Raw genomic sequence first — 16,337 nt, forward strand, 5'->3', positions numbered from 1 at the left:
AGCGTCAGGGTCGTCGAGCGGATCCGGTGGGGAGGTGCTCGCGGCGCCAGCTGCTCGGCTTCATCCCGTACTGGCGCCGGAACGCCCGCTCGAACGTCCTGAGGTTGAGGATCCCGACAGCCGCGGCGACGTCCTGCATCCCGAGGTGGGCGTACCGCGGGTCGGACAGCATCGCCCGGGCTTCGACCAGCCGTTGCTCGCGAAGGTAGGCACCGGGGGTGGTCCCGATCCGTTCGAACAGCGTGTGGGCATGGCGGACCGACACGTGGTGCCGCCGCGCCAGCTCGGCGACCCGCAGCCCCGGGTCGGCCAGGTGTTCACGGATGTGCATCTGCATCATCTCGAGCAACACCTCTCCGGGGCCGTCCCCACCCGGCACGGAGGGGGTGACGTCCCGCAGCACCATCGCCAGCAGGTCGATCGCGGCACAACCGGCGTCCAGCCGCTGCGTCGCGGTGAGGTCCTCGGCGACCTCGAACAGCCGACCGAGGTAGCCGGACAGCACCCGCATGGCAGGCGCCGCCGGATCCACGCTGCGCGCACAGCCTTCGGTGATCTCGGCGGCACGGATCGGGAGCAGCTCGCGTGGGAAACGCAGGGTCAGGCTCCGGGTCTCGGCCGCCGACATCCGTTCGTAGGCGCTACGCGTCTCTTTCAGCACTCCTGTGCCGACCGCCAGCTGCGCGAAGCGGCCGTGCTGATGGTGGCTGCTCTCACCGGCTATCTGTACGCAGAACAGCATCAGGTTGTCTTCCGACGCCCTCGCCGCCATCCGCTCCGTCCTGAATATCCGTAGCGGCCCTCCCCAGTGCGACCGGCAGAGCGTGCCGGCCTCGCCCAGTTCCTGGAACGCCACCCGCCCGCGGAAATCCGGACGCGTCCGCGCGATCCTCGACAAGAGGAACTCACCGGCGACGTCTTCCAACTCCTCACCGCAGAAGTCGACAATCTGCACGGCCATGAGGCTAGTTCCGGGCCATCCGCCGAGGTGGGAGAACTACGAGTGCTCTTAGTACCTGCCTCGTTCCTGTAGATCGGTCGGGCACCGGGCGGCGAGTGGCCCTGACCGCCGGCCGGTGACGGTGGCGCGACCGGAGTGGGCCGCCCGGATCAGTGCGTCGCCGACTCCGACTCCGACGCGGCGGGCGCCCGGCCGGCGAGCACCCCGCCGGCGATGCGGTGGGCGTTGGCCATCACGGTCAGCGTGAACGTGGTCGATGGCACCGACGGCAGCACCGACCCGTCCACGAGGTGCACGCGGTCCCAGTACGGCAGCCGGCCCCAGATGTCGGTCGCCGTCGTCGCCGCCGGCCCGTTGCGGTGGGGGAACGCCCCGCCGAAGTGGTAGCTCTTCCCCGCTCCCGACAGGGTCACGTGCGTCAGCAGCGGCCACAGGTCCAGGCGGGGCGCCGCGCGCACCAGCCGGCGCAGCGCCCGGCCGAGCAGCTCCGGGCGCTCCGCCGACTCGTCGCGGCCGAGCTCCAGCTCCGGCAGGCCGCCCGAGGCGCCGGGACGGGAGACCACGGTGATCGGAGGCGAGGCCCAGGACGGGAGGTAGCCGAAACCCACCGACAGCCGGCGCAGCGACTCGCGGGCCACCGGAGCCGCCCACCGTCGCCGCAGGGGCCCGGGCAGTGCGTCGGAGATCGCCGGGTTGTACGGGTAGCAGTGGATCTGGGAGGTCGTGTACCCCTCGTCGTCGAAGTGAAGCAGCACGTTGAACTGGTTGAGGGTGAAGTCCCGGACGCCCGGGCCGCGAGGGTCCGCGACCGGCCGCACGGAGAGCAACGGCACGGTGTACTGGACCGACTCCGCGAGCTCCAGGCGCCGGGGCGGTGCGGCCAGCGACCCGAGGACCAGCCGCGTCGTGCCCAGCCCGCCCGCGCCGACGAACAGGCGGTCGGCACGGAACTCCGAGCGCTGCCCGGTCCGCACGTCACGGCAGGAAGCGACGGCCTGGCCGCACTCCTGCCCGATGCGCTCCACGAGCAGCCCGTCCAGCACCCGCACGCCGGGGCGGGCCCGTGCCCGGTCCATCGTCTGGGCGGCGCTGTATATCAGCTGGTAGGGGCACCCGCTCATGCACAGGCCGCAGCGGACGCACTCGCGCGCGCGAAACGCCAGCCGGGCCCGCCCGACGGTGACCCCGCGCGCCCGCAGCGCGTCGCGGTGCCGCTCGTAGCGGCGCAGCACGGCCGCGGCGCGGGGACCGAGCGGTGGCAGTCCGCTCGTGGGCCGCAGCAGCGGGAAGAGCTCCGCGAGGTCGTCGTCCTCCCCGGCCAGGGGGACTTCGCCGAGCACCGCCCGGTAGTGCGGCTCCATGTCCTCCCAGGAGACCGGCCAGCGGTCGAAGGTGCTGCGGGAGAAGGGCATGACCTGGGCGCCCCACACGGTCGAGAAGCCACCGTAGGCCGACGACGCGACGTGGAGGTTGGTCCCCGGAGTGCCGCTGATCCCGCGGAGCTGCCCCAGGTCGCGAAACGGGTACGCGGAGCCGAAGGTGCGCTTCTGCGGAACGGCGGTCAGCCGATCGCTCCGTGGCGCTCGCGCGGTGACGACGTCGAGGTCGCGCGGCTGCCAGTCCGCCGGGTCAGCGGAAGCCAGCCGGTCGCGGGCGGCGCGGCGTTCCTCCTCCAGCCGGCCGCCCAGGTCCAGCACAGTGACCTGCTGGCCCGGGTGCTCGGAGAGGGCAAGAGCGACCGCCGCTGCGGAGGGGCCGGAGCCGACGACGAGGTGGGTGCCCCGTGGGCTCACCGCGGTTCGAGACCGGTGGTGAGCGACACCGGCAGCCGGCCGAGGCGCAGCTCCAGCTTGCCTTGCAGGTGACCGACGCCGGCCGCCCCGATCCCGGCCACGATCGCCGCCGCCTGTCGAAGCGCATCCGTGTCCCCGCGGAGGGCACGCAGCAGCTTGCGCACCACGCTCGCCGCCATCCGGCGGGCGAACTGTAGTTCGGCGGTGATGTTGCCGGCGTCGCCCATGTCGTGGAACGCGCGGACCTTGCTGCGGTTGATCCAGTAACAGCGCCGCCAGAAGTAGCTCCAGGTGAGCCGCTCGGCGTGGACGACGTGGGAGATCTGCGCCTTCGGCTCGTAGAGGACCGCCGCGGAACCGTAGTCAGCCGCGACACGGTGGGAGAGGTCCATGTCGTCGTGCTTGTCGGAGTGGAAGCCGCCCACGGACCACAGGGCGCCGGTGCGCACGGACATACTCGCACCGATCAGGTGCCGGACCGGGGCCAGCTGGTCGGGCAGGCCCTCGTAGTGGCAGCCGAACACCCAGTCGAACTCGTGCGGGAACCAGCCGGGCCGCTCGATCCGGTGGTTCGGCAAGGGAGCACCACCGACCGCGACCGCCCCGGGGTGGTCGCGGTAGACCCGCAGCAGCGTTTCCAACCAGGTGGGCGTGGCGTCGGCGTCGTCGTCGAGGAAGGCAACGATGTCGGCGTCGACCTGCTCGACGGCGGTGTTACGTGCCGAGCCCAGCCGTCCGGCGAAGCGGTTGCGCAGCACGCGCACGGTCGGCTGCTCGGTGGCCCCGGCGCCCCACCGCTCCACGCAGCGCTCGTACAGCTCCTCGTTGTGGTCGACGCACACGAGAATCTGGCCTGGCACGGTCGACTGCTCCTGCACCGAGGCCACCGCGCGGCACAGCATGTCCCAGCGGTCCTCGGTGTAGGCACAGATGACGACGTCGGCGGACAAGTCGGAGGTCGGTCGTGCCATCGACATACAGCCTCTCGAAGTGGTGGTACGGGGAGGAGTGGACGCGCGCCGCCTCGCCGCTGTGTTTCAGGCGTGATTTCGCGGAAATTAGCAGTTGGGGAGGTGGACGAAGGGCAACGAATCCGTCCGTCCGCCGACCGTTGCCGAGCGTCCATCCAATCGGGGGACCGCCGTGCCGGTACGTGACGACGACGTCCGCGGCGTCAGGCTCGGCCCCGCCGGTGCGACAGCGACCCGTAGATCGTCGGCGCCATCCGGGGCAGACCGCGAGATGGGAACGTCTCCGTTGGGTCGATTTGTCAGGCTGCGCGATCACGCAGTGAATGCTGACGGGACGGGATTCGCAGACGTGGTGACCCGTGGTCAGCTCCCGCACCCGCTCGGAGTCGGCCTGGCCCATCGTGGCCTCCACAACGGCGCCGACGATCGCACTTGGCGATCTCGGTCGCGGACGGCAGGCCTACGAGGGTGGGTAGGGCACCCGCGTCGTGTTCCGTGAACAAAAGACGCGGGCGACACCGTCGTCATCACCGAGCTCGGTAGGCGATCAGCGCTTCCGGTCGGGTCGGGTGGCCTCGTTCGATTCGGGTGATGTGCTGCGGGTGCCGGAGCGGGACGGTCATTCGTTGTCCTCGATCCGGGCTGCAAGGACGAGGTGGAGGCGAGCATGCCTGAGACGGCGGACCGCTACGCCTCGCCAGACGGCCTGCAGGGTTCGGAGGGCGCGTTCTCGCTGTGCACGTTCGGCTACGTGGATGCCCTGGCCGGCGTAGGCCGGCGCCAGGGTCCGAACAGGAGGTGGGCAGATGGACGCGCAACCGATCACTCGTCCTGGCATCGCCGAGCGCAAAGCCAAGGGTAAGGATGCCCGGGGGCGCACGCCTCCGTCGAGCCACTCGGGGTGGCGCCCTGCGGCGGACCGCCGTGACCCGGTTGCCCTGCTCGATGAGCAGAACATCACCCGGGAGCCCGATCTTGTGCCGGTCCGCCATGGCCGGATGATGATTTCACCCTTCACGTTCTACCGGGGTGCGGCGAAGATCATGGCGGCCGACCTCGAAGACACGCCGACCGCGGGTCTTGTCGTCCAGTTGTGCGGCGATGCCCATCTGTCGAATTTCGGCGCGTTCGCCTCACCGGAGCGGAGGTTACTGTTCGATTTGAACGATTTCGACGAGACGCTCCCTGGGCCATTCGAGTACGACGTCAAGCGGATGGCGGCGAGCTTCGCGATCGCGGCGTGTAACAACGGATTCTCAGCGGCAGACAGGCGCGCATCGACGCGAGCGTCGGTGTCGGCGTACCGGGAGGCAATGGCCGAGTTCGCGGAGATGCGAACGCTGGATATCTGGTACGCCCACCTTGCCGAGGACGAGCTCATGAACGCGATCCGTAGCAAGGTCGCCGCGACAACGAAGGCGGGTCGAAAGAAGAAGAAGGCAAAGCAGGCGGCGAAGGCGGCCAAGAAGGCTCAGAAGAGGGCGAAGAAGAGCCGGGAAAAGGCGCATACCCGCGACAGTCTGCAGGCGCTTTCGAAGCTCGGCGAGGTGGTCGATGGCCGGTATCGGATTGTCAGCCGACCTCCGATCGTCGTCCCCTTCCGCGAGTTGAAGGCAGCTTCGGGCATGCCACCCGAGGATCTCAGCCACGCGCTCCACGAACAGCTTGTCGCCTATCAAACGACATTGCAGGACGATCGGCGTCATCTGCTGGAGCGTTTTGAGGTGGTGGACGTGGCCCGCAAGGTCGTGGGCGTGGGCAGCGTCGGCACCCGTGCGCTCATCGTCTTGCTCCAGGGACGCGACTCGCAGGACCCACTATTCCTGCAGGTCAAGGAGGCTACGAGGTCGGTGCTGGAGGATCACCTGCCGAAGAGCCGCTACGAGCAGTCCGGCGAGCGGGTCGTGCAGGGACAACGGATGATGCAGGCCGCGAGCGACATATTTCTCGGCTGGACACGCGGCGTGGATGTGAAGCGGCACTTCTACTGGCGGCAGCTGCGTGACATGAAGGGCTCTGCACTGGTCGAGGCGATGACACCGATAGCGCTCACCTTCTATGCGCGCATCTGTGGGTGGACCTTGGCGCGCGCGCATGCTCGGTCGGGAGATCCGGTCGCCATCTCCGAGTACCTCGGCGGCGACGACGAGTTCGACCAATCGATCACCGACTTCTCCGAGCGCTACGTGGATCAGAACGAACAGGACTTCCAGGACTTCGTGAAGGCGGTCCGATCCGGTCGACTGGAAGTGCTGGAGGGCATGTGACGAAAGTGCCTCCGCGCCCGTTGGACCCGCGGCCCACACACGCGGCTCCGTTCTGCGATGGCCACAGCTGATCGTGATCTCGGCCTTGACCGACCAGTTCTCCGACCCCGCGTGGGCACCGCCGCTTCCTGAAGGAGGTGATCGACTTCCTGGCACGCAACGGCACCATCACCGTCGACGTCCTTCGTCCCCCGTCTTTGAGACTTCAGCGCGCACAGCGATTCCTGCTCGTTTTCTGCACGGTCACGGGCGCGGTCCAGAGTGGTGGAGGTGCTCACGCCGCCAACCGGCCGGCGTCGTCCCGTACTGCCGCCGGAACGCCCGCTCGAACGTACTGTGGTCGCGGAACCCAACGGCAGCCGCAATGTCGGGCATCCTGCGCCAGTCGTGCCTCGGGTCGGCCAACAGCGCCCGTGCCGCGAGCAGCCGCTGCTCGCGCAGGTACGCACCGGGGGTGGTCCCGATCCGTTCGAACAATGTGTACGCCTGGCGGACCGACACGTGGTGCCGCCGCGCCAGCTCCTGCACCCGCAGGTCTGGGTCGGCCAGGTGTTCTCGGACGTGCACCCGCATCATCTCGAGCAACACCTCGTCGGGGCCGTCCCCGCCCGGCACGGACGGGGTGGCGTCCCGCAGCGCCATCGTGAGCAGATCGATCCCGGCGCGCCCGGCGTCCAGCCGCTGCAGAGCGGTCAGGTCCTCGGCGACCTCGAACAGCCGACCGAGGTAGCCCGACAGCATCTGCATGGCCGGCGCCGCCCGGTCCACGGTGCGTACACAGCTTTCGGTGATCTCGGTGGTCCGGAGCGGGAGCAGCTCACGGGAGAAACGCAAGGTCAGGGTCCCTGCTTCGGTCGGCGAGACCCACTTCCATGGGCTGCGCGCCTCTTTCAGCACTCCGGTACCCGCCGCCAGCTCGGCGAAGCGGTCGTGCTGGCGCATGTGGCCCTGTCCGGCCATGTATACGTAGAAGAGCATCAGGTTGTCTGCCGATGACCTCGCCGCCATCCGGTCTGTCCGGACCGCCGATATCGGCCCTCCCCAGCGCGATCGGCAGAGCGTGACGGTCGCGCCCAGCTCCTGAACCGCCACCTGCCCGCGGAGGTCGGGATACGTCCGGACGACCTGGGGTATCACGGCGTCACTGGCGACGTCTTGGAGCTCCTCGCCGGAGAAGTCGAAAGTCTGCACGGCCCTGAAGCTAGCTCCGAGCCATCCGCCCAGGTAGAAGCGCCGCGAGTGCTCTTAGTGCTACCTGGACGGATCTGGTCCGACTACGTGCCCCGGGGTGCCGAGGATCCGCATTCACGATCTCCGTCACACGGCGGCGACGCTGATACCCGGCTCGGGTGTGCCGCTGCCGTTGGTGAGCAAGGTGCTGCGGCACTCGCAGCTCTCGATCACATCTGGTCTCTACGGGCACCTGACGCCGGAGATCGCACGGGGGCGGCTGACACGTACGGTGCGGCGCTGGATGCGGCCTGGGTGGAGCGGGCCGCGGAGTAGGCGATCACCGCGGCTGTGGCGAAGATCAACGTGACGATCAACGCCGGCGCGCTCGATCCGCGCTCAAATGATCGATGAAACGACGAAGCGGGCCCTCCCGATTGGGAGAACCCGCAGGTCAGTGCGCCGCGAGGGAATCGAACCCCCAACCCGCTGATCAAGAGGACACCCGGCGCTTCATCTCGGCTCGGAGGAGGGGACCGGGGCTGTCTCCGACGGTCTGTGACCAGCGGCGTGTTCCTCGTTGACGTGGCTAAACGGTTTCGTTGATCGGGATGCGTTGCTGTCAGCCGCTGCTGTCAGGAGTTGCCTGCATGTTCGTCTCAGGTCTGCCCCTAGCGGGGTCTGGTGGTGTGCACCGGTCCCGCGCGCCCAACGCCTCGGCAAGATGTGTGAAACGGTATGTAGACGGCTTCTGCCAGGGGCCGAGCTCTTGCACGAGCCTGCCTGAGATGGTCGCGGTCGGGTCTTGTTGTAAACGGCTGCTACATGCTGTCTCGGTGCTTCCGCGCAGCTTGCCAGCAAGACCGAGTTGGCATGTCGAATCTCTGTGATTTCGTCAATATTACTCGGGAATCATGCCTGCGATCCACGCCTGCACTTGGCGTGGGCGAGCGGCGTCAACCCCTGCGGTATCCGGGGCGAGCGTTTCCTTGTCAGCGGGGAGGCGTTTCCTCGTCGACGTTGCGAGAGCAGACCTCGAGTGGCAATGCTCACGGCGCCAGCTGCCGGGCGTCATCCCGTAGTGCCGCCGGAACGCTCGGTCGAACGTCCTGCGTTCGCCGAACCCCACCGCAGCCGCGATGTCCGACATGCCGAGCTGGGCGTACCGGGGGTCGGACAGTATCGCCTGTGCCGCGAGCAGCCGCTGCTCGCGCAGGTAGGCGCCGGGCGTGGTCCCGATCCGTTCGAACAGGGTGTACACGTGACTGACCGAGACGTGGTGCCACCGTGCCAGCTCCTCCACCCGCAGGTGCGGATCGGTCTGGTGCTTGCGGACGTACCTGCGCATCATGTCCAGCAGCACCCCCGAAGAGCCCTCACTACCCGGTATCGAGGGGACGACGTCTCGCAGCGCCATCGCGAGCAGGTCGATCGCGGCGTGCCCGGAGTCCATCCGTTGCGGCGCGGTGAGGCCGTCGGCGATCTGAAACAACCGACCGAGGTAGGCGGATAGCAGCTGCATTGCCGGGGATGCGGGATCCATGCTGCGTGCACAGGCCTCGGTGATCTCGGCCGTACGTAACGGCAGCAGCTCGCGGGAGAAAGACAAGACGAGATGCCGTGTCTCGGTCTGCGAGACCCACTTGGAGGGGCTACGCGCCTCGTGCAAAAACCCCATACCGGCCCCCAGCTCCGCCAGGCGGTCGTGTTGGGAAATGCGTCCCCGGCCGGCCACGTGTACGGCGAAGAGCATCCAGTTGTCTTCCGACGTCCTCGCTGCCATCCGGTCGGTCCGGCCCGCCGACCACGGCCCCCAGCGCAACTGCGAGAGTGTCAAGTCCTCGCCCAGTTCCTGCGACGCCATCCTCCCGCGAAAATCGGGACCAGTCCGCACGATTGCCGGTATGAGGGACTCACTGGCAACGTCTTCGAACTCCTCGCCGGCGAACTCGCGAATCTGCACGGTCGCGAGGCTAACTCCAGCGTTGCCTGTCACAAAATCCACATTCCGATTTATGTAGATAGTGGCACGTGGCGGCACCAACGAAGATTCATATCATCGGCGCCCACATGTTGAATTCCGCGAGTTGTCAATACCACTCGTGGGTCATCCCCGCGATCCAGGCCTGCACTTGGCGCGGGCGGGCCGCTCGGGCGCGCTAAGACGATCTGCGGCCAGCGAGGATGACCCTCCTCCACTCGGCGATGCTCGATTTGCCGGCGCGTGGCCGGCCGGCTACGACGCTGGACACACATGCTCGGTTTCGGCGGCCACGCCCGTCGCATGCTCGACGAAGAGGGCGAGGTCGCATGAGTCGCAACATCAATGGCGAGGGGAGTATCTACCAGCGCAAGGTTGGGCGATGGATCGCGGCAGCCTACGTACCTGTGGTGGGCGGAGGAATCCGTCGGCAGCCCGTCTACGCCAAGACGCGGGCGGAGGCGAGCAACAAGCTCCGCGAACTGGTGGACCGCGCCCAGAAGAACGTCCCTATGCCGCCGCCCCGGCTGACACTGGCTGCCTACCTCGAAGTGGCTGGTCCACGTCAAGCAGCACGTGCGGGCGACCACCTGGCGGGCCCATGAACGCAACACGAGGTTGTACCTCCTGCCCAGTATCGGGAAGAAGAAGCTTGCTCAGCTGGGAGTGCGTGACGTCCGTCTCATGATCGATCGGATGCGGGCCGATGGCGTCGGAGCACGGACGACCCAATACGTCCACGCCACTCTCCGTGTGGCTCTGGAGCATGCTCATCGCGAGGAGCTGGTCAGCCGCAACGTGGCCAAGATGGTTCGGGTCGAGCGCCCGAAGGCTGAGGTCAAGCAGCCGCTGAGCGTGGAGGAGGCGCGAACGCTACTCGACGCAACTACTGATGATTCCCGTCACGCCCTGTGGGTTCTCCTCGTCATGCTCGGGCTCCGCCGCAGCGAGGTGTGCGGACTGCGCTGGGAGCACGTCGACTTCGAGGCCCGCACGCTTCGTATCCACCGCCACGGGACTCCGCTCGAACCACGGAACCTCACCCGCATGTGGTCCGAGATGAACGTCTACGGGCACGTGAACCTGGACGCCCAGCGGAGAGCGCTCGACGATCAGTTGACACGAGGGCGTTGCTGTCAATGACAGCTGCCAAAAGCTCGGTCCGAGGACCGAAACAGTGGTTGAGCTGGTGCGCCGCGAGGGAATCGAACCCCCAACCCGCTGATTAAGAGTCAGCTGCTCTGCCTATTGAGCTAGCGGCGCATGTCGTGACGCCCTACCGCTCGGCGCCGAGGAGAAACGCTACACGTTCATCCGGCGGGCCGTGCGGCGGGGGTAGCCCCGACACAGGGTGAGTGACGGGACTCGAACCCGCGACTTCCTGGACCACAACCAGGTGCTCTACCAGCTGAGCTACACCCACCATGGTTCCGGCCTCGGCCGGAACCTCCACAAGCCTAGCGCGGCGGCTCCGCAACATCGAACCGGGTTACCCCCTGGCCCGCGACCTGCGCCGCAGCGGCCTGCGCCTGCTCCGTGGTCGGTCCCGGCTGTGGGACGAAGAGGGTGCGTCGGTAGTACTCGAGCTCCCGGATCGACTCCTCGATGTCGGCGAGCGCGCGGTGCGCGAGGCCCTTCTCGGGCTTCGCGTAGAACACCCGGGGGAACCAGCGGCGGCACAGCTCCTTCACCGAGCTGACGTCGACCATGCGGTAGTGCAGGTGGGCGTCGAGCTCGGGCATGTCGCGGGAGAGGAAGCCGCGGTCGGTGGCGATCGAGTTGCCGGCGAGCGGGGCGCTGCGCGGCTCCGGGACGTGCTCACGGATGTAGGCCAGCGAGAGCGCCTCGGCTTCGGCGATCGTGACGGTCGACGCACGGACGGCCTCGGTCAGGCCGGAGTGGGCGTGCATCTCACGCACGACGTCGGGCATGCCGGCAAGCGCCGACTCGTCCGCATGGATGACGACGTCGACGCCGCGGCCGAGCACGTTGAGGTCGCCATCGGTCACCAAAACGGCAATTTCGATGAGGGCGTCGCGCTGGAGATCCAGCCCGGTCATCTCGCAGTCGATCCATACCAGACGGTCGTTCACCCCCGTCACACTAGGCCTGGGGCCGGAGCCACCGCCCCCCGCGCGGGGTGAGTCGCGTTCGTGTCCCTGCCGGAAGGGGGCCCTCCGGCTAGGCTCCGGCCCGTGGAGAACACAATCGGCGCTGATCAGAGCTCTGCAGCACGGGAAATCTCCGCCGGGTACGCCACCGACGGGGCCGCCCTCGAACTGGGCACGGTCGTTGTCGACGGGGTGGTCGACCCGTCAGCGCGCGTGCGCATCCCGTTCGCCACTCTCAACCGGCACGGCCTGGTTGCGGGTGCGACGGGCACCGGCAAGACCAAGACGTTGCAGGGGATCGCCGAGCAGCTGTCGGCTGCCGGGGTCCCGGTGTTCCTGGCCGACGTCAAGGGCGACTTGTCGGGGATGTCGCGACCCGGTGAGCCCGGACCGAAGATGGAGCAGCGGTCCCGGGAAACCGGCGACGACTGGGCACCCACCGCATACCCCGTCGACTTCATGTCTCTCGGCGGCGGCAGCTCGGCCGTCCCGATCCGGGCCACGCTCACACAGTTCGGGCCCATCCTGTTGTCGAAGGTGCTCGACCTCAACGAAACCCAGGAGTCGACGCTCGGGCTGATCTTCCACTGGGCCGACCAGCGTGGCCTGCCGCTGCTGGACACGAAGGACCTGCGCGCGGTCATCCAGCACCTGACCAGCAGCGAGGGCAAGGCCGACCTCAAGGGCATCGGCGGGGTCTCCTCGGCCACCGCAGGGGTGATCCTGCGGGCGCTGGTCAACCTCGAGGCCCAGGGCGGGGAGGCCTTCTTCGGCGAGCCCGAGTTCGAGCCCTCCGACCTCCTCCGGCTGGTCGACGGCAAGGGGGTCGTCACGCTGCTGGAGCTGTCCGACCAGGTGGCCAACCCGCGCCTGTACTCGACGTTCCTCATGTGGCTGCTCGCGGAGCTGTTCGAGGACCTCCCCGAGGCGGGCGACCTTGACAAGCCCAAGCTCGTGTTCTTCTTCGACGAGGCGCACCTGCTGTTCACGGACGCGTCCAAGGCGTTCCTGGAACGCATCGAGCAGACGGTGAAGCTCATCCGCTCGAAGGGTGTCGGTGTGTTCTTCTGCACCCAACTGCCGACCGACATCCCCAACGACGTGCTCTCGCAGCTCGGCGCGCGAGTGCAGCACGCACTGCGGGCGTTCACCCCCGACGACCAGGCCGCGCTGGCCAAGACCGTACGCACCTACCCGAACACGAAGAACTACGACATGGAGGAGGCGCTCACCTCGCTGGGCACCGGCGAGGCGATCGTCACGGTGCTCTCCGAACGCGGTGCGCCCACCCCCGTGGCCTGGGCCCGGATGCGGGCGCCGCGCTCGCTGATGGCCGCGATCGGTAACGACGCCATCACCGCGGCAGCCAAGGCGTCTCCGCTCTATGCGAAGTACGGGCAGACGGTCGACCGCGAGTCGGCCTACGAGCGGCTCACGGCGAAGATCGCCGAGCCGCCGCCCGCTCCGATGCCCGCCGACGTCCCACCGCCGGCCTACGAGCCTCCGCCGAGTCGCGAGCGCGAGGAGCCGAGCATGGTCGAGGACGTCCTCGCCTCGCCGGTGGTCAAGTCGTTCCTCCGGTCGGCGGCGAGTGCGCTGGGCAGGGAGATCACGCGCGGCATGTTCGGCACCCGCAGGCGGTGACAGCTCGCGATCTCAGCGGGGGCCGAGCCGCGGATCCTCCGGGGCCGCTGTCGCGAGGAAGGGCGTGAGCAGGTGCGGAACCGAGGCGTCGGCGAGTGCGACGCCGTCGGCGGCGGCGACGTCGAGCACCTGGTAGCCGCCCGCGCCCGCCGCAGTGATCGCCTCCACCGTGACGAGTCCTGATCGGCGCTGGAAGACGCTCTGCCGGAACGTCCAGCCGATCACGCCTGCCCGTTGCAGGGCGACGGTCCGCCGCTGGATGGAGCCATGCCTGCTCACCAGGTAGCGGGCGGTGAGCTCGTGGCCCAGGTTCCGGAAACGGTCGAGGGCGACGAGGGCGGCGAGCGGGAGCAGCAGCAGGCTCGGGATCGCCAGCCCGGCCAGGAAGGGCACGGCCGACCCGGCGACGAACAGGCCCGCCACCAGTACGGCGGTGGGTACGAGCGCACGGGTCATGCGCCGTTGCAGCGCGGCGGGCGGGTGCTTGCGCAGTGGGGCGAGGGTGATCTCGTTCGGCTGTTCGCGCAGCGCCGCCGACGCCACGCGATGGGCCTCGGGGCGTGGGCAGGGCGGCTGCAGCGCCCCGCCCTGTGCGGAGCGGGTGAGCCCGGTGGAGAGCGCCTTGGAGTAGGCGCCGCGTCCGGCGCGGAGCAGCAGCGGCTCGACGACCTCCACGCCGCGCAGCCGCTGCTCGGACACCGAGAGGGAGCGCCGTGTGAGCAGACCTCGCCGGACGCGCAGCGTGCCGGTGCCGATTCCGGCGGACGGGGTCGCAGCGGCCGCGGGATCGCCGGCTTCACGGGTGAGCCGGTAGCCGTACCAGCGCTCGGCGAAGAGCACCATGGCGCCGACCACGGCGACCACCAGCAGGAGCGCCGCCACCACCGCGATGGTGGCCCAGATGGGGGTGCTGGTGAGCCGGTCGGCCGCGTCGTCGACGGCGGGGATGTCTCGGGGGTCGACACCGAGCTCGCCGATCAGGTTGAACACCGCCGCCCCCATCGCGCCGATGCCGGCGATCGCGGAGAACGTCAGTGGTGCGAAGCGCAGCCACGACCAGTTCAGCCGGGCCAGCTCCGTGGCGGGTGGGCGCGGTGGTGCCACAGGGGCGTGTTCGACCGCCCCGGGACCGGCGGCGGTGGGGGAGCGGTCCAGCAGCTCACGGCGCAGCCGGTCGGCCTCCGTCTTGCTGACGGCGTCGAGTCGGAGCCCGGCGCTCTCCATCGGCGATCCGGACGCCGCTCCGACGTGTACGACACTCAGGCCGAAGATGCGGTGCAGCAGCTTCGCGGTGAGGTCCACGGTGCGGATCCGGTCGCGCGGCACCGAGCGCCGCTGGCGGCGCAGCCACCCCGTGTGCAGCTCCACACGGTCCGCCGTGATCCGGTAGCGGGTGGTCCGCCACCGCACCGCGCCCCCGATGACGACGAGCACGCCGATCCCGAGGGGGAACCACACCTGCATCGGGGTGCCCTGCCGTCCGGTGACGAGCAGGATCAGCACGACCGGCAGCAACCGGACGAGGCCGGCGATGGGGCTCACGACCAGCATCCGTTTGTCGAGCCGTCGCCACGGCGTCTCGACGACGGGTGGCGCGTCGGCGCCGGTGGCGTCGATGTCGGTGCCGGGTGTCATGTCGCGTCGCCCGGCGTGGCCTGGGTGGTCTCGGTGAGCGTGCGGGCCAGCTCGGCGGCGGCGTGGGCCTCCAAGCCGCTGATCTTGACCGGCCCGCGTGCCGAGGCCGTGGTGACGGTGACGGTGGCCAGCTTGAGCAGCTGCTGCAGCGGTCCGTGTTCGGTGTCGACGGTCTGCACGCGGGAGATCGGGGCGATGCGCCACTCCCGCACCAGCCACCCCGACAGCGTGTAGACGGCCTCGGGGGTGACCTCCCAGCGGTGGATCCGGTACAGCAGCGGCGGCACCAGGATCGCGTAGCCGAGGGTGACCACAGCGGTGGCCGCAGCCGTCCACGTGAGCCAGCCCGGCGCTCCCTCGCCCATCACGACCAGCACGACGACCTGCGGGACGACGAGGACCACCAGCGTCACCGCGGCCCGCAGCTGCCACCACCGCACGGCCCGCGGGCTGACCTGGTGGGCGGGTGGGCGAAGAGGGAGTGCGAGAGGGGCGGCGGTGGCCATGGCAGGAGTGTGCCGGTGATCCAAGGAGCCCGGAAGTCCGAAGAACCCCACAGGCCAGAGGCACAACCCCCGATCCGACGTGGGGTTTGCCCCGCGCCGGGCCGCGTCACTCCGGGCCGGCGCCGAAGGCCTTCAGCTGGGCGGTGCGGACCCCCGCCGTCTGTGCCTGGATCAGGTGGAACGCGGCCTCGCGGGCCCACCGCTGCTCCGGGCTGGCCAGCAGCAGCGCACTGCCCGATCGGGCGGCGATCAGCGCGTTCGCCGTGCGCACCGCCAGCTCGGTGACCTCGGCACGCAGCATCGTCCGTTCGGGCACCCGGTCATGCAGCGGCACCGCGGTGAGCAGGGCGTACGCCTCCGCCCGGACGTGGGCGGCGCGCTCCGCGAGCGCCAGGGCGAGTTCGACGGCTTCCGGCCGGTCGCGCGTCTCACCGACCTCGGCGAGCGCGACGAGCATGCGGCGCAGCAATCCCATCGACGCCGGGGTGGTGTTGGCGGTGCGGGCGGTGTCGTGGGTGCGCCACGCCGGGGCGTCGATGGTCGCGAGCACGTCCTCGGCGCCGATCTGCAGGCCGTCCATCTCGAGGGCGACCGTGCGCGTACCCCCCATGACGGCCAGCGGGAGCGCCGCGCCCGCGCGGAGGCCGGGGCGTTCGGCGGCGGGCAGCAGAGCGAGCACGAACCGGTCGTCGGGGGTGGATGCCGCGATCATGACGACGTCGAGCAGCCCCCAGCCGGTGCACCAGTCGGCCGTGCCGGAGAACACCCAGCCGCTGCCGCGGGCCGCCGCGCGCACCGCAGGGGGCCCGGGCCTGCGGATATGGGCGATCGCGATGCCGGCGTCGGTGCTCGCCGAGGCCAGCCCTGCTCGGTGGCGGACGGCAGCGGGCCCGAGCTCGATGGCCTCCGGAGGTAGTCCCGGGAGCGGACCGCGGGAGAGCGCCTGCGGAAAGCGGTGCTGGGTGGTGACGAACCAGGTGGCCCCACAGGCCCCACTGACCAGCTCGACCGTCTCCGCGTCCACCCGGTCGTCGGCACCGTGGCCGCCCTCCGGGGCCGGGATCTTCATCGACAGCAGGCCCTGCTCCGCCATGAGCGTGAGGTGGGCGGGGTCGACGCCACGGGCCGGATCGTCGGCGGCCACGGCGTGCGGGGCCAGCACGTCGGCCGAGATACGGGCGGCGGTGCGCACCGCCGGATGCTCGGCCACGCGAGGTTCGGGCGCGAACAGGGCCGCGACGGACGCTGCCGCAGAAGGGGACGCATCGGGCGGCGCCACCGGCGGGATCACGCGCGTG

At 69.5% G+C, this 16,337-nt stretch carries 13 protein-coding genes and 2 tRNA genes; 4 read left to right on the plus strand and 11 right to left on the minus strand.

All coding sequences use genetic code 11. From position 1 onward, the window contains the following. Window positions 1–4: 4 nt before the first annotated feature. The 3 genes from ABD743_RS39980 to ABD743_RS39990 form a co-directional block, all read right to left on the minus strand. A complete protein-coding gene (locus tag ABD743_RS39980; protein ID WP_344729197.1) occupies window positions 5–955 on the minus strand; it encodes an AraC family transcriptional regulator in 951 nt (316 codons plus the stop codon). A gap of 155 nt (window positions 956–1,110) precedes the next feature. Continuing rightward, a complete protein-coding gene (locus ABD743_RS39985; protein WP_344729199.1) occupies window positions 1,111–2,754 on the minus strand; it encodes a hypothetical protein in 1,644 nt (547 codons plus the stop codon). After that, window positions 2,751–3,725, minus strand: coding sequence for a glycosyltransferase family 2 protein (locus ABD743_RS39990; RefSeq protein WP_344729201.1), 975 nt, complete (start codon window positions 3,723–3,725; stop codon window positions 2,751–2,753). The genes ABD743_RS39985 and ABD743_RS39990 overlap by 4 nt, the downstream gene beginning before the upstream one ends. Window positions 3,726–4,531: 806 nt before the next feature. Between ABD743_RS39990 and ABD743_RS39995 the strand changes: the two genes are divergently transcribed. Beyond that, window positions 4,532–5,992, plus strand: a complete 1,461-nt coding sequence (locus tag ABD743_RS39995; RefSeq protein ID WP_344729203.1) for a DUF2252 domain-containing protein — start codon at window positions 4,532–4,534, stop codon at window positions 5,990–5,992. Window positions 5,993–6,235: 243 nt separating this feature from the next. Here the strand turns inward: ABD743_RS39995 and ABD743_RS40000 are convergent, their stop codons facing one another. Further along, window positions 6,236–7,183 carry a helix-turn-helix domain-containing protein gene (locus ABD743_RS40000; RefSeq protein ID WP_344729205.1) on the minus strand — a complete coding sequence of 316 codons (948 nt, stop codon included), beginning with the start codon at window positions 7,181–7,183 and terminating at the stop codon, window positions 6,236–6,238. A 97-nt stretch (window positions 7,184–7,280) separates the two neighbouring features. On the opposite strand from ABD743_RS40000, the gene ABD743_RS44660 reads away from it, so the two are divergent. Then, window positions 7,281–7,532, plus strand: a complete 252-nt coding sequence (locus ABD743_RS44660; protein ID WP_379658953.1) for a tyrosine-type recombinase/integrase — start codon at window positions 7,281–7,283, stop codon at window positions 7,530–7,532. A 531-nt stretch (window positions 7,533–8,063) separates the two neighbouring features. Here ABD743_RS44660 and ABD743_RS40005 read toward each other — a convergent pair. Next, window positions 8,064–9,203 (minus strand): helix-turn-helix domain-containing protein, encoded by a 1,140-nt coding sequence (locus ABD743_RS40005; protein ID WP_344729207.1) that lies wholly within the window; start codon window positions 9,201–9,203, stop codon window positions 8,064–8,066. A 495-nt stretch (window positions 9,204–9,698) separates the two neighbouring features. Here ABD743_RS40005 and ABD743_RS40010 point away from each other — a divergent pair, with 495 nt between their 5' ends. After that, window positions 9,699–10,286, plus strand: coding sequence for a tyrosine-type recombinase/integrase (locus ABD743_RS40010; protein WP_379658958.1), 588 nt, complete (start codon window positions 9,699–9,701; stop codon window positions 10,284–10,286). Window positions 10,287–10,330: 44 nt separating this feature from the next. Here the strand turns inward: ABD743_RS40010 and ABD743_RS40015 are convergent. From ABD743_RS40015 to orn, 3 genes are all read right to left on the minus strand, one after another. After that, window positions 10,331–10,406: transfer RNA gene (locus ABD743_RS40015), tRNA-Lys, on the minus strand. Window positions 10,407–10,493: 87 nt separating this feature from the next. Further along, window positions 10,494–10,566, minus strand: a tRNA-His gene (locus tag ABD743_RS40020). 34 nt (window positions 10,567–10,600) lie between these two features. Then, window positions 10,601–11,236: an oligoribonuclease gene (gene orn / locus ABD743_RS40025; RefSeq protein ID WP_344729211.1), complete on the minus strand. Its 636-nt coding sequence runs from the start codon at window positions 11,234–11,236 to the stop codon at window positions 10,601–10,603. Window positions 11,237–11,338: 102 nt separating this feature from the next. Between orn and ABD743_RS40030 the strand changes: the two genes are divergently transcribed. Then, the gene (locus ABD743_RS40030) at window positions 11,339–12,898 is read left to right on the plus strand and encodes a helicase HerA-like domain-containing protein (RefSeq protein ID WP_344729213.1); all 1,560 of its coding nucleotides are present in this window, start codon (window positions 11,339–11,341) and stop codon (window positions 12,896–12,898) included. 12 nt (window positions 12,899–12,910) lie between these two features. Here ABD743_RS40030 and ABD743_RS40035 read toward each other — a convergent pair whose 3' ends face one another. The 3 genes from ABD743_RS40035 to ABD743_RS40045 form a co-directional block, all read right to left on the minus strand. Continuing rightward, entirely contained in the window at window positions 12,911–14,533 is a 1,623-nt protein-coding gene (locus tag ABD743_RS40035) for a PH domain-containing protein (protein ID WP_344729215.1), read from the minus strand. Next, on the minus strand, window positions 14,530–15,039 hold the full coding sequence (locus tag ABD743_RS40040; protein WP_344729218.1) for a PH domain-containing protein: 510 nt from the start codon (window positions 15,037–15,039) through the stop codon (window positions 14,530–14,532). Before ABD743_RS40040 ends, ABD743_RS40035 begins: the two co-directional genes overlap by 4 nt. A gap of 106 nt (window positions 15,040–15,145) precedes the next feature. Further along, a complete protein-coding gene (locus ABD743_RS40045) occupies window positions 15,146–16,330 on the minus strand; it encodes an acyl-CoA dehydrogenase family protein (protein WP_344729220.1) in 1,185 nt (394 codons plus the stop codon). Between the last annotated feature and the right edge of the window lie 7 nt (window positions 16,331–16,337).

This window comes from Pseudonocardia yunnanensis, from assembly GCF_039534065.1.
Classification (GTDB): Bacteria; Actinomycetota; Actinomycetes; order Mycobacteriales; family Pseudonocardiaceae; genus Pseudonocardia; species Pseudonocardia yunnanensis.